Annotated in this window: 9 protein-coding genes and 4 tRNA genes; 4 read left to right on the top strand and 9 right to left on the bottom strand. The window is 40.2% G+C overall.

Features of this window, described 5'->3' with window-relative positions; all coding sequences use genetic code 11:
* Positions 1–443 precede the first annotated feature (443 nt).
* From ACT3RN_RS10130 to ACT3RN_RS10095, 8 genes are all read right to left on the bottom strand, one after another.
* Positions 444–518: transfer RNA gene (locus ACT3RN_RS10130), tRNA-Thr, on the bottom strand.
* Between the two features lie 118 nt (positions 519–636).
* A tRNA-Gly gene (locus ACT3RN_RS10125) sits at positions 637–710 on the bottom strand.
* 83 nt (positions 711–793) lie between these two features.
* A tRNA-Tyr gene (locus ACT3RN_RS10120) sits at positions 794–877 on the bottom strand.
* A gap of 67 nt (positions 878–944) precedes the next feature.
* A tRNA-Thr gene (locus ACT3RN_RS10115) sits at positions 945–1,020 on the bottom strand.
* Between the two features lie 182 nt (positions 1,021–1,202).
* Positions 1,203–2,699: an anthranilate synthase component I family protein gene (locus tag ACT3RN_RS10110; RefSeq protein WP_444518604.1), complete on the bottom strand. Its 1,497-nt coding sequence runs from the start codon at positions 2,697–2,699 to the stop codon at positions 1,203–1,205.
* Between the two features lie 209 nt (positions 2,700–2,908).
* The gene (locus ACT3RN_RS10105) at positions 2,909–3,985 is read right to left on the bottom strand and encodes an FHA domain-containing protein (RefSeq protein WP_444518603.1); all 1,077 of its coding nucleotides are present in this window, start codon (positions 3,983–3,985) and stop codon (positions 2,909–2,911) included.
* A 103-nt stretch (positions 3,986–4,088) separates the two neighbouring features.
* The gene (locus tag ACT3RN_RS10100) at positions 4,089–4,976 is read right to left on the bottom strand and encodes an RsiV family protein (protein WP_444518602.1); all 888 of its coding nucleotides are present in this window, start codon (positions 4,974–4,976) and stop codon (positions 4,089–4,091) included.
* 393 nt (positions 4,977–5,369) lie between these two features.
* Positions 5,370–6,965, bottom strand: a complete 1,596-nt coding sequence (locus tag ACT3RN_RS10095; protein ID WP_444518601.1) for a peptide chain release factor 3 — start codon at positions 6,963–6,965, stop codon at positions 5,370–5,372.
* 464 nt (positions 6,966–7,429) lie between these two features.
* Between ACT3RN_RS10095 and ACT3RN_RS10090 the strand changes: the two genes are divergently transcribed.
* From ACT3RN_RS10090 to ACT3RN_RS10075, 4 genes are all read left to right on the top strand, one after another.
* Entirely contained in the window at positions 7,430–7,843 is a 414-nt protein-coding gene (locus ACT3RN_RS10090; protein ID WP_192520394.1) for an Ohr family peroxiredoxin, read from the top strand.
* Positions 7,844–8,488: 645 nt separating this feature from the next.
* The gene (gene polA / locus ACT3RN_RS10085) at positions 8,489–11,383 is read left to right on the top strand and encodes a DNA polymerase I (protein WP_444518605.1); all 2,895 of its coding nucleotides are present in this window, start codon (positions 8,489–8,491) and stop codon (positions 11,381–11,383) included.
* Positions 11,384–11,429: 46 nt separating this feature from the next.
* Complete coding sequence (locus tag ACT3RN_RS10080; RefSeq protein WP_444518600.1) at positions 11,430–13,427, top strand: DEAD/DEAH box helicase; 1,998 nt, start codon at positions 11,430–11,432, stop codon at positions 13,425–13,427.
* Between the two features lie 7 nt (positions 13,428–13,434).
* Positions 13,435–14,073, top strand: coding sequence for a hypothetical protein (locus ACT3RN_RS10075; protein WP_444518599.1), 639 nt, complete (start codon positions 13,435–13,437; stop codon positions 14,071–14,073).
* A gap of 57 nt (positions 14,074–14,130) precedes the next feature.
* Here the strand turns inward: ACT3RN_RS10075 and ACT3RN_RS10070 are convergent, their stop codons facing one another.
* On the bottom strand, positions 14,131–14,907 hold the full coding sequence (locus ACT3RN_RS10070) for a hypothetical protein (protein WP_444518598.1): 777 nt from the start codon (positions 14,905–14,907) through the stop codon (positions 14,131–14,133).
* Between the last annotated feature and the right edge of the window lie 183 nt (positions 14,908–15,090).

The following is a 15,090-nucleotide window of genomic DNA, read 5'->3' as shown; positions in this document are numbered from 1 at the left end:
TTGGTGAATCTTTATCAATCAAAGATCAGTGAATAGCTGTTTGACGGCTCATGATGCAAGTAAGACCATCAAACCGTTGACGCTATGGCTTATCTACTAAAATGCTTTAGCAATTTCGCTCGCTACTGTCTATGCATTCAAACCTTTAAGTTTCATACATATACACATTATACTTACTTTTCAATCTGTTGAACATCGTAAGCTATTATATAGCATCGCTGTTGCACTACTTTATTTTACTGTAAGTCATCAATAAAAAAAGTCTGTCAAATAGGCTTGTTACTTATTAACAAATTGACAGCACTAAAAGGCAACACCTCAGTGTCACCCTTAAATCATCAATTACCACACTGTATTTATAATATTCAATATCCTATATCTTCGATATCGATTCTACTCTATGTGAAAATAGCAAAGCAAACACAAAAGAATTAAACAATAAATGGAGCTCATATCGAGAATTGAACTCGAGACCTCTCCCTTACCAAGGGAGTGCTCTACCGCTGAGCTATATGAGCATGTTTTTAATAACTACAGCATACAATCTGTATATTTACTAAAAAAAATATCACGATACAGTTGTCATAAACTGGTTATCGTGATGTATTATTGATAAATTTTGCGATGGTGTATATATGGAGCGGGTGGCGGGAATCGAACCCGCGTCATTAGCTTGGAAGGCTAAGGTGTTACCATTATACCACACCCGCATTTACTCTTATTCTAACTAACTCTAATCGAGAGTCTGTAAGTATATAGAGCATGCTTGGCGCTATGAAAAGCTTAGAAAATATGGTGGTGGGAGAAGGATTCGAACCTTCGAAGCTTTCGCGACAGATTTACAGTCTGTTGGGTTTGACCGCTCCCCAATCCCACCTTAGGGTGCTTTGAACAAAAATGACTTTTATTTAAGACAAATTCATAAAAAGCTACTTTGAAAGAGATGGTGCCGACTGCCGGGATCGAACTGGCGACCTACTGATTACAAGTCAGTTGCTCTACCAACTGAGCTAAGTCGGCTTGTTCTCTCTAAAGTGGTGGCTATTCTATCAAATATTTTGAGATGCGCAAGCTCTTTTTCATCTTTTTTTTAATTATTTTTATAATAATATTCAAGCTATTGATTATGTTAATATTTTTTCTAAACCCAAATAGCTGTTTTTACCATTAAAATTACTATTTGTATTTTTTAGCAGAAGTAGTTAACGGATTCGCAAACCATTACAGGCCATTTTTACAGCTTTTAGTAGCGCCAATGCCTTTTTATTAGTTTCATCCCACTCATCTTTTGGTACAGAATCAGCGACGACGCCTGCACCTGCTTGGATATGAATTTTTCCACGACGCATCACGGCGGTACGAATAGCAATGGCAGTATCCATATTACCATGCCAGCCCAAATAGCCTACTGAGCCGCCAAAGACGGTTCGACGTACTGGCTCTACTTCATCAATGATTTGCATAGCACGAATTTTGGGCGCTCCTGATAAAGTACCCGCTGGAAACGTTGCACAAAAAACATCTAGAGCATCTTTATCAGGCAATACCTGTCCTTCAACGTTAGAGGCAATATGCATCACTTGTGAGTAGCGCTCAATAAACATCTTTTCGGTGACTTTGACACTGCCGTATTCACAAACACGGCCAATATCATTACGACCCAAATCAATAAGCATTAAATGTTCGGCGACTTCTTTTTTATCATTGAGTAGATCCGCTTCAAGCGCTAAATCCTCTACTTCGTTCTGTCCTCGTTTACGAGTACCCGCCAATGGTCGCACCGTTACTTTGCCATTTTCGATACGTGATAATATTTCAGGTGATGCACCGATGATATCAAAGCGTTTATGATCATCAAGGGTATAACCATGTACCAAAAACAAATATGGTGATGGGTTTAAAAAGCGCAGGGCACGATAGACAGCCAGTGAATCTCCCTTATAATCAGCGGTCAAACGCTGTGCAGGGACAACTTGCATGACATCACCTGCTAAGATGTAATCTTTTATTTTATTGACATCGTTACAGTATTTTTCTGCGCCTGTTTGTGAGGTAAATGTCGGTGTTGGCATCACCGGCGCACTCAAGTTTGGCATCTCTGCTAATTTATCTTCAATTTTTTCGAGTTCACGGATAGCAGCACCGTAGCCATCTTCACTATTACAATCAGCATAGACGATAATAGATAATGTATTTTCTAAACTATCAAAAACAATCACGTTCATTGAAAGCATCAACCACATGTCTGGCATCGACATGGGGTTGGGTGCTTCAGACAGCCCCACGCTGGGTTCTATGACGCGAACCATGTCGTAGCCGAAGTAACCTACTAACCCACCGCTAAAACTCGGTAAGGCAGTGACATCCTCTGCGGTTAGCATCTTATACTGTGCCATTAGCTTGCGAATATAGTCAAACGGATCATCAACTGTATGGACATCAATATGATCATTTTTTTTGACCGTCATACTACCGTTTGTATATTGCAAAATCAGATCACTACCCAAACCAATCATCGAATATCTTGCCCAGCGCTCCCCACCTACGACTGACTCAAATAAATATGCTGAACCGTTTAAATCACGTACTTTCGAAAATACAGATACTGGTGTCTGCGCATCCATTAAGCGTTTTTTGACCAGCGGTGCATGACTAAAGCCACGGTCTTTAAAAGACTGATATTCTTCAAAGGTCATCATAGTAAAGCTCTCTTAACAAAATATTGGCAAAAGATAAAAACAATAGAAACCGTACCATCAATAAAAATGGCTACCGTTGACTGCCAAAAATACAAATGAAATATAGCGTCAACACTCTACTGAATGTTGACGCTAATACTAATGCACTAAGCACACACTTTTACGGCTAAGCCGTGATAAATATAAACGGATATAAACGTAAATTCAGGTTATACAGTACCTTTATTAAAAAACCATAACGCTAATGCAACAATAACAATGATAATAAATACCCATATAAACCAACCACCGCTTGGTTTTTTCTCAGGCTGTCCTGTATTAGCTAGATTAGTCACTTCCTGATCTTTCGCACTATTACCCTCTGTACCAAGATCATGAGATTGACCTAGATCTGCGGTGCCTGAAAATTGTGCGGTGGCTGCTTGCTTGGCACGTAAGATATCAGGATCTGCTTCTTCTTGCAGTGTCGTTTTTGTCGTTTTGTCATGCTCTGGTTCGACTACTGGCTTCTCATCCACAACCTCTGCTTCATTTATTTCTTCATACACAGCCCCTTCAGTTGCTACAGGCCGTTCTACTAATGGCTCACTCTCAGCGACTGCTGGCGACTCAGGCTCCATCGTTGCCACTTCTTGTGGCTCAGCTACTGCTTTTGTGCTCACTGACTCTTCTAGCACTACTTCTTCTACTATAGGCTCTGGGGTATCTTCTACTGGTGCTGACTCTACCTCTTCTGCGGATGATACGCTTTCTACGGTTGATAAAACGTCATCGATACCCGTTTCTTTTACGACAGGCTCATCGACGGCTGAATGTTCGATAATATACTCTTCAAACTCATCTTCTTTAAGAATACTCTCAGCAGACGCAGCTTCAGTATCTACTTCCTTACTAACTGCTACATCATCTGGTGCGACTGGTGCTGACAAGTTATTCTCTGGCGCAGCAACTGGTGCCTTCACCTGAAAGCGAAAGCTTGCAAAACCAATCGTATCGTCCGCTTGTAATAGGCTAGATTGATTGCCCTCGATGCGCTGCTCATTGATAAAAGTACCGTTTGATGAGTTCAAATCTTTCACATATAACTGACCATCTAATAGGCTTAACACCGCATGATTACGCGATACCTGCTTGCTACCGAGTACCACATCATTATCACTGCCGCGTCCAATGGACAAGCTGTCATCGACAGTTAAGGTTAAGTCGCCAAGCGCTTCTGTTAAGGCGTTAAGCTGCCATGTAGAATTATTGGTCGATAGCGTATCGTTGTCTTCTAAAGTAGTCATGATAATCGTACTCCTAATGATTCATTTTTACGTGATTTTGGCTATTATTTTTATCACTGTTTTCGAAATAAGAAAAAAACCTAGCCTTGGTATCATATTGTTGTTATTTAGGCATAAACTCAGGATTAAGGATACCTGTCAACTGACTATACGGAATACTGAGTGTTGGCATACCGTAAGCATAAGCACCGATAGCATAAGGTTGATACTGAATATCGATTCCCTGATCAGTCAAGATCACATTGTCACTCAATACAAATGGCCAAGTCTCTTCGTAGCTACTGACATCTTCGTCAATCGTTTTTACCCATGCTTTGTAGCTGTCATACGCCAACGCCTTAAAGCGCGACTTTTTAGGCTCAGGCACCATATCATCTAAGGTAACTTGCTTTTGGGTACTGCTATCAAACATCAGGTATTCGCTATACGGCATTCCATGTGCACCACCGGTATAAACATAAGTACTGATCTCGAACAGCTCAAACTTACCAATGTGCCCCAGATAAGTAGGAGTCACCATTAGCTGATAAGCGAGAGAGCTATCTACTGGTAAATCCGTAAACTGCGCAGTAGCAAAATCCGTCAGTGCTTGTGTTACTGCTTGTTTACTGACAGTGGTGGCTACAGGACCTGACTCACTGACACCATTGTTTACAATCAAAGTGTTGATACGCGTATTAACAATACTGTTGATCCATTGTTGATTGGTTTTGAGATATTCAATCTCAATTTTTGGGCAGTTATTGTGCTCGATGCACTGCGTTTTTAAGGCATCTGGCAAGCTATAATGCAAATAATCATTATTATTGATTAAGCTATTTTGATAGGTTGTTTCATTGCTATTATTAACTCTGGAGTCAGCATTGGCAGTCAAGCTCGCGGCACTCAAGAGCAATACCATACTCAATGACCATATCGTGCGAGGTTTGGTATGAAGGTGTGCTGCTCTTTTGCCACAAAATAACGTTATTGACTGAGCTTGAGTGTTCATACTTACTTATCCTGTGTCATAAACTGTAATTTTTTAAAGTGTGCTTGATAATGATTAGGGCCTATCTTCATGGTAAAAATAGTCAGTGAACGACTAAACCGCTACTATTTCATCCTCACTAAATAAACGAGATTATCATCTGCAGTCGGCAGCCCTGTATTCATTTTAGAATGTTTCAACTATACTAGTGTACCGTAACCTGTGCCCTCTCGTGTTGAAACACTGTTTTGTTTTTGCTAGCAATAATCCTATATTAAGGCGCTAAGCACAAACAAACAAAAGGACACGGCAAGCGTGTCCTTTTGTTTGTTTATTCGCTAAAGACTGCCTACTCACCAAATGGTAATGCAACGAAATCAGCCACATCTACGCTACAAACTAACGCTCACGCAATTAGTGCTCACGAGTACTGCTAAATGTGATTTCTGGGTAGCGATCTTGCATCAGCTGCAAGTTGACTCGTGATGGCGCAAGATACGTCAAATAACCACCACCATCTAATGATAGTTGGTCATGGGCTTTTTTCTTAAACTTCGCTAGTGCCACTTCATCGTCACAGTGAATCCAGCGTACTGTTGCAATAGATACCGGCTCAAAGACACATTGTACTTTGTACTCTTCTTTGAGACGATGCGCGACCACCTCAAACTGTAGCACACCAACCGCACCTAAAACTAAATCGTTATTAATCTGCGGCATAAAGACCTGTGTTGCACCCTCTTCACTTAGCTGCTGCAGACCTTTTTGTAAAGCCTTGGACTTAAGCGGATCTTTTAGAACGACACGGCGGAACAACTCAGGCGCAAAATGTGGAATACCAGTGAAATTCAGCGCTTCGCCTTCGGTGAAACTGTCACCGATTGAGATGGTTCCGTGGTTATGCAGACCAATGATATCACCCGGATACGCTTCTTCTAATGCTTCGCGGTCTCCGGCCAAAAAGGTCAAGGCATCGGCAATACGTACGTCTTTACCCAAGCGTACATGCTTCATTTTCATGCCTTTTTCATACTTGCCTGAGCAGACTCGTAAGAAAGCAATACGGTCACGGTGACGCGGATCCATATTGGCCTGAATTTTAAAGACAAAACCACTAAAATCCGTCTCAGTCGCTGCCACTTCACGCTCATTGGTTGGATGCGCTTTTGGCGGCGGTGAGTATTTGACTAAGGTATCCAGTACCATGTTGACGCCAAAGTTACCCAATGCGGTACCAAACAACACTGGCGTCATCTCGCCCGCTAAAAACTCGTCTACGCTGAATTCTTCTAGCGCCATTTGTACCAGCTCAAGTGATTCCTCAAAAGCATCAAACATCAGCTTACCCAAACGCTCACGAATATCTGGATAATCATAGCCTTCGCGGACCTCAGAAATGGTCGTCTTGCCGCCATTACCTTTTTCATAAAAGTAAGTTTTGTTTTCGGTCAAATGATAGACACCAACAAAATCTTGACCCATACCGATAGGCCATGTCACTGGTATACATTTGATTTTTAGTACTGCTTCAATCTCACTCAGTAGCTCAAGAGGCTCACGAATCTGGCGATCAAGCTTATTGACAAATGAGATGATTGGCGTGTCACGCATACGGCAAACTTCCATCAATTTGATGGTTCGTTCTTCGACACCTTTAGCACCATCCACCATCATCAGCGCACTATCTACAGCGGTCAAGGTACGATAGGTATCTTCACTAAAGTCGGCGTGACCTGGTGTGTCCAGTAAGTTGACCACATGGTCTTTATAGGGAAACTGCATGACAGAGGTAGTGATCGAGATACCACGCTCTTGTTCCATGCTCATCCAGTCTGATGTGGCATGACGATCCGTCTTGCGACCTTTAACTTCACCCACTATCTGAATAGCTTGCCCCCACAACAACAACTTCTCAGTCATTGTGGTCTTACCAGCATCGGGATGCGAGATAATGGCAAAGGTGCGACGTTTGGCAACTTCTTTGTTTAGTTTCTTTGGATCTACGCTCATAATTTTTGGCTTCAACCTTAACTTCAAAAAGGCTGTCTTTTAGACAGTAATCTAAATACATAGAATAAATAATGGGCATATTGTAGCGGATTTAGCATCATGATGCAGAATTAGCGCACAAAAACCGCCGTCTAATAACCAAATTTTAATTTGTATAACCAAGAACTTGATTACCATACCCAAAGCAGCGAGAACGCTGAATTGTTTTCTACCCAATACATCTTGAATATAAGATGACTAACAGAGCATGTCCTAAATTCAATCAATATTAGTTTTAGAGTTCTTTAACGATAGTCGTCAAAAACAATAGTCATCAAAATTACAAATTCACAGTATATACTTGCAACTGGCCTAATATACTTACTTACGACTCGTACATAGTCGGGACAACGGTTTGTTACGCTAAATGACAATCTAAAACTTACCGTTTAATCATAAAAACTGATAACAAAAAAGGATATCTTATGAAAACTTTATACTCTACCAAAGCAAGTGTGACTGGCGGCCGTGCAGGTTCAGCCAGCTTGAGCGACAGCGATCTTAGCATCAACATGGTACCACCAGGCTCTGGAAAAGAAGGCAATAACCCAGAGCAGATGTTTGCGATTGGTTATAGCGCTTGCTTTGACGGGGCACTTGGCGCTGTCAAGCAAATGGAAAAAGCAAAGTTTGATTCAACCACTCGGATAGAAGTCGATTTGCTACAAGGCGAAGGACACGACTATAAGCTAGCCGCTAAAATCCATGTCATTGGCGAAAACACAGAGCTGTCTGCTGATGAGTTTCAGCAACTGGTCGAAAAAGCGCATCAAATCTGCCCATATTCAAAAGCCACGCGTGGCAACATCGATGTCGAAGTGACGTCAGAAGTAAAATAATACAAGCGCAGCGCTTAAGCAGCTTGATTATCAAGTCAGCTAAAAGAATAAAGAACTCAGTTAACGCTGGGTTCTTTTTTTATGTGCCATTAGGGCGTGTTGAACATTCAAACATTAGGGCTGCTGATCGCTAAAATTGCACCAAACTAGGCGCAAGCCGACGATAATGTCGAGACCTTAACTAGGCTTGTAACAACGTTTGCAAAAATGTTTGGAAGCATTTTAGCATCAGCCTTGAGAACGGATCCAGCAAAGCACTGCTTTGCCCGTTTGCAAGGCGAGAGCTATGCTCGAGTGGAGGGCAGTACTCTTTTTTGCCAATACATGGCGAAATTGTTTAACCTAGAATGACTAGGTATCAAAAATTTCACTGCATATTGTCTAAAAAATAGTCACTGCCAGCACCACATTTGAATGTTCAACACGCCCTAATCAGCTACTCTAATAAAACATATTGAATATCTCGTAACGGTTAAGCAGTTCGGCACACGCTGATTTTATCGTTATAATAAGCCTATATTTTTATCTAATAGCTGATAAGTGACCCTTATGACTGACCATACGCCTAACCATACTGACGATAACGATAACAAGCACAATTCACACCAAGCGCTTGATCCTGAAGCACTGCCAAACTTTGATGATATGCCTAATGTCGCGACGATGGATACCAGTCATGTCGATAAAAACCAACCACCTTTTATCTTGGTTGATGGCTCTTATTATCTGTTTCGCACCTATCATGCGCTACCCAAAACCATGCAAAACTCACAGGGTCTGATCACCAATGCCGTTCGTGGCACACTCAATGCGCTGCTCAAGCTGATGCGCCGTTATCACCCTACCCATATGGCGGTCTGCTTCGATACCAAGTCACCGACTTTTCGTCATCATATGTCTGCTGATTATAAGGCCGCTCGCCCGCCCATCGACGTAGAGCTGGTAGAGCAGATTCCTTATATTCATCGTTTAGTCACAGCGTTAGGTCTTCCGCTACTACGTATCGAAGGCGCAGAGGCCGATGATATCATCGGTACACTTGCCCACCGTGCCGTCGCCGAAGGTCATCATGTCGTCATCTCAACTGGTGATAAAGACATGATGCAGCTGGTGAATGACTGCGTAATATTAGAAGACAGTTTTACAGGTAAAATTACCGACACCCAAGCAGTCATCGACAAATTCGGTATCAATCCAAACCAAATGATTGATTTTTTGACCCTAATGGGCGATGCCTCAGACGGTATTAAGGGCGTACCGGGTATCGGTAAGAAAACCGCAAAAGACTTACTCGTTGAGTACGGTGATATCAGTAACATGTTAAAGCATATTGGCTTTATCAAAGGGCGCGGTGCCAAAGGTCTGATTGAACACGCCGACGATATCCCCTTTAATCGAAAACTGGCCACCATCGTCACAGACTTAGGTATCGGTCAAGACTGGAACGATCTAAAAATCAATACCGATCCTTGTGCTCATATAGACGAATTACGCGAGTTGTATAATGAGCTTGAGTTTAGAAACGAGCTGGCGTCGCTCGACCACCCAAATCATCCTGCCAATGCAAACGGCTCACAAAGTGTCGCTGACAGTCAAGCCAATGCCGAATCACAAGCGCAAGTCGCCAAGTCGCTACAGTCAAATCAGATTGATAATATAAAAGACGGTCACAACCCTGATAGAGCGTGGCACACTGTACTGGATGAGCCTGCGCTTGATAGTTTGATTAAATCATTAGAAGCAGCACCGCATTTCGTCATTGATACCGAAACCACTAGCATCAATTGGCGTCAAGCCGAAATCGTCGGTCTATCCTTTGCTACGCAAGCACATGAAGCGTATTACATTCCGCTAACGCACAGTCTAGAAGGTGATGAGCTGACGGCCAAACAGCTCGATCGCGATACGGTGTTGACACGCCTAAAACCTATTTTAGAAAATTCAAAAATCGGCAAAATCGGTCAGCATCTAAAATACGATGCTCACGTTCTTAGTCATTACGATATTGATCTGATCGGTGCTATTCATGAGCAGCCTAATAATTGGGCTATGGATACCATGCTTGCCAGCTACGTGATCAATGCTGCCGCCACTCGTCACGGTATGGATGACTTGGCACGGCATTACCTGCAAACGCAAACCATCAGCTATGAAGACGTCGCTGGTAAAGGTGCGAAACAAGTCACCTTTGATCAAGTCGCTATTGATATTGCTAGCGACTATGCCTGTGAAGATGCCGACATTACCTATCAGTTGTTTGATGTATTCAGCGTTGAGCTGGCGAACGATGCCAATAACACCAAGCTACTCCATGAGTTAGAGGTTCCTACCGCTGAAATACTATGCCAAATGGAAGCGAATGGCATTCTTATCAAACGTTCGTTTCTAAACGAGTTATCAAAACGCTTTGATGAAGAGATCATCGCGCTTGAAAAACGTGCGTATGAAATCGCTGGTGAAGAGTTCAATCTTGGCTCACCAAAGCAACTAGGCGAAATGCTGTTTGAAAAACTCGGCGTTGCTGGTGGCAAAAAAACCAAATCAGGTCAATACTCGACTGGTGAAGCGGTCCTATCAAAAATCGACCATCCATTGGTAGATATTACGTTGGAATATCGCGGTCTATCTAAGCTTAAGAGCACTTATACTGATGCATTGGATAATGTCGCAGATGCTGAGACGGACCGAGTGCACACCAGCTACCATCAAGCACTGACCAGCACTGGTCGTTTGTCATCAACTGATCCTAACTTGCAAAATATCCCGATTCGTACCGCGACTGGTCGACTGATTCGTCAAGCCTTTATCGCACCAGAGGGTCGCGTGATTCTCGCAGCCGATTATTCACAAATCGAGCTGCGCCTCATGGCGCATTTCTCAGGTGATAAAAACTTAACCCACGCCTTTAACGAAGGTCTCGATATTCATGCGGCGACTGCTGCTGAAGTACTTGGCAAAGAGGTCGCAGACGTCACCCCAACCGAGCGCCGCAATGCCAAAGCCATTAACTTTGGGCTGCTATACGGTATGAGCGCGTTTGGACTTGCCAAGCAGCTACAGATGAGCCGTAATGAAGCGCAAGACTATATCGACATGTACTTTGAGCGCTACCCAGGTGTGAAAGACTATATGATTAATACCCGTGCCAGCGCTCATGAGCAGGGCTATGTCGAGACCATATTGGGCCGCAAACTCTATACGCCTGATATCACGCACAGTAACCGTATGGTCAAACAAGGTGCAGAACGTGCTGCGATTAATGCGCCACTTCAAGGCTCAGCGGCAGATTTGATTAAGCTGGCTATGATTGCCGTCGATCAAGTACTGCCAAAAGAGCAAGCCAAAATGCTGCTACAAGTCCATGATGAATTGGTGTTTGAAGTCGATGCGAATAAAGTCGATGAGATAAGCCAACTGATTACCGATGCGATGCAAGATGTATTAAAGACAACCGCTGTCGAAAAAGGTTGGAATGTAGACTTTGCAGTACCGTTACTGGTTGAGACTGATAGTGGTCAGAACTGGGATGAGGCGCATTAAAGATTATTAAGTTATTATGTCAATATATTATTCAGGAATATAAGTTATGAGTGACTACTTTTTTTTAGGCGCAGAAAAAAACTCTAGTAATGCTAGCTTCATAGATTCTATAGAGTCTTATGCAAGTAGTAACAAAACGCTAATTTATATCTTAGATAGACCATTAACTGATAATAAGTATTCGTACTCGTACAATAACGCCCTAATACTTCTTTCTTCGAAGAAAAAAATTACTATCATTAACTGTGATCATGAAAATAATGACTTGTATGATGATTTTGTAGAAGATGTCATTGAGGACTTGAGTTCTATATCTGACAAATATCAGTATAAGAGCGTCATAGGTAGGTCAAGACATTGGAGAGGAAGTTTACTAGAAACAGAGCTATCAATAACCAAAATTAAAGATATTCCTACGCTTTTACAAAATATCGAGTTAAGTGATGATTTAGAATCAAAAAAAGTAGATCTTATGATTTCACTTTTTATTGGTAGTATTAACGATATAAATAGGGTTAAAGACAATGTCCCTACCAACTTACTCGACAAAGTAAAACAGAAGATCCAGTTATTTGATAGTGACCAAACACGGTTTATATATAAAAATCCTGAGAAGAAAAATATAAAGATTCAAGGTCTTTCAGGGACAGGAAAAACAGAGTTGCTCTTGCATAAGTTAAAAGATTTATACATTAAAGAACCTGATGCAAAAATAATATTCACTTGTCATAATAAAATTCTTGCCCATACTATAAGAAGAAGGATTCCTGAGTTCTTTAACTTTATGAAAGTTGAACAACAGATCGAATGGAAATCTAGATTATGGTGCGTACACTCTTGGGGTTCAGGTAAGGATAGAGATTCTGGAGTGTATAGTTATATCTGTAATCACTATCAAATTCCTTTCAATAGTTTTTCAAATGCAATGTCCTTTGATAGAGCATGTAAAATAGCTATAGAGGATATCAGAGAAAAATATGGTGACGAAATAATACCTGCCTTTACTTATATGTTTATTGACGAAAGCCAAGATTTTGATGATGAATTTTTCAGGCTTTGTGATTTGGCTACTGCAAAAAACCTATATATTGCTGGTGATGTTTTTCAAAGTATTTTTGATGAAAATATTACAAGTTCAATTGAACCGGATTTTTTATTAAGTAAATGTTATCGTACTGATTCTAGAACGTTAATGTTTGCACATGCTTTGGGCATGGGGCTTTTTGAAAAAAATAAGCTTAGATGGCTTGAAGAAAAAGAATGGAGGGACTGTGGTTATAATGTTCGAATAGAAGGTTTAAACTATTTCTTAAGTAGAGAGCCACTAAAGCGGTTTGAAGACTTAGATGATGACTTTGAAAGCATTAGAATTGTAGAGTCTAAAAACTCTATATCTAACAAAGTAATAGATATAATTTCTGAAATAATTAGTGAAAATGAAACTGTGAAACCCGACGATATCGGGATTATATTCTTAGATAACTCAAGAAACATATATGATAATGCTGACATCTTAGAGTTTGAAATACAGAATAACTTTAAATGGGAAGTTAATAAAGCATATGAATCCAAAGAAAAAGCAGATGGCAAAGTATTGATTAGTAATAGAAACAACGTTAAAGGATTGGAATTCCCTTTTGTTATTTGTATTACAAATAGAATATCAGATAGCTATAGTTATCGAAACTCATTATACACAATGCTTACTCGCTCATTCATTAAATCTTACTTTCTAGTTCAACATGGTGAAAGGTCTGGTTTAACAGATAAAATGACAGAAGGTCTTCAGTACATAATTGATCATAAAGAAATGTTGATTCATGAGCCTACTAATGATGAAAAAATCAGTATTCAAACAAGATTTAACTATATCAAGCAGCGAAAGTCACACTATGACATTATGATGGAGATATTTGATGAATTATCTATAGAAATAAAATATCGTAATAAATTTTTAGATATGGTAAAAAATACAGGGCTAACTGAATCTGATAAAACCGTACTTATAAAATTTGTAAATAATAATAAAGAGTTCGTTGTATAGGTTAGCTATGAAAACAGTAGAATTATCACTTAATGACTCTCAAGAGAACAGTCTTTTTAGACCTATTAGGAATAAAATTGATTATGCTCGCGTAGTTTTATTATCATCTCGATATATACTTATCAATACAAAAAAAGCAGTGCCTTGCAAACCCACTTTAAAGCTAAAGTTTGACAAGTCAATGAGACTTTTTTTCTATAGTAGAGATAAGTTTTTCAGTGTTGCTTATCCTTTCTTAGTATCTATTCAAGATGAAAAGGTAGTTGTTATAAGAACTTTGAATGGCAATAATTTGGATAGTTATGCAATTTCTAGTGCTTTAGCCATTTTACAAGATGATAATTTTATTAGAAGCCTCTCATTAACTGAATTTTATATTGGTTGGAATAAGGTAGATTCATCTGATTTAGATATTGATATAGATTTGGGTATCGCTATACTAGAAACGATATTCCAGTTTGAGCCTTCATACATTAGATATGATTATGACGAAAAACATGAAACGGGTAAGAAACATCCATTAAATCATTTTGATATATGCTATTCCTCACATGGTACTTTCAAGATCGGATTAGAAAAGCGGATCGACTCTACTTTTTTTGAAGATATTTTAGACTTAAGTACTGATTGTATCTATATAAAATAAAGTTCATCTATGGTCTACTTTACTTACAATTTGATAAATACATAAGGTTCATTAAGTTCAACTTTTATCATCTGGCAAATTAAACGTCTGTGTCTGCTCGTTGAACTCTATTACAAAGCTATCTGTCCCTTTATCAAGGCTAGAGGGTATTGGATCGTAGTTTTTATCATAAAGACCGTGCTCGTAATCGACAGTAACTTGTAAGGGATAAAAGCCACCAGTCATAGCCCCAACTGTATTGATACTAACATCGCTTTCAGCTTCGCCATATGATGGTTTACTCATAAGCTCATATGAATAATCTAAATCCAATCTTGCCACTTCTTCGATTTTACCACTTGTCATAGCAGTGTACATACTCCAAGAACAATTGGTTTGACCACCTGCACCAGAGCCACAAAACTTACCTACCCAACCGTACCTATCGTCACCCACTTCTCTCAAATCAAAACTTACCAACTGACTTCGACCTGCTCCATCGTTTCTTATGTAAGGCTCGCTTGCAGATACTACCCAAGAACTACCTAATTTATAAAGTATGAATAAACCGCCAAGTCCTGGTGTCACTCGTGCACCATCTTCAACTGTATCACCAGAAACCAAAATATATAAAGTATCTACTCCCTCGATGTCTTTGACTTCATAGTGTTTAGGAGCAAGGCAATAGGTTTCTGATCCGTCATTATATAAGGTGCAACCATGCAACTTGTCATAGCTTGAACTATAATAAACACTCATAATTTTTTCAACGGCTTGTCTAACATCAGTAGACACTACAGCATGTGCAGAAGGCATGATTGTCAAAAACAAGCTTAAAATGATTAAATATTTCATATAATGATAGCTCTACATTTATATAGTTAACGACCTATGGCATAATACTTTTGTTTACCCTTTTTAGCTACCTAAAACAACTGAAGCCATCTATGATTAAACCAGTGAACCTTAGCTCCCTTACCTTCTTTACGCTTGCTAGTTTAAGCTTATGTACACCAGCACTGGCTGATACCGAGGTTA

Origin of the sequence: Psychrobacter sp. AOP5-GZ1-6 (genome assembly GCF_052376345.1) — a bacterium.
Classification (GTDB): domain Bacteria; phylum Pseudomonadota; class Gammaproteobacteria; order Pseudomonadales; family Moraxellaceae; genus Psychrobacter.
Note: the sequence above shows the minus strand (reverse complement) of the source record. Positions and strands in the feature narration are given on the sequence as shown.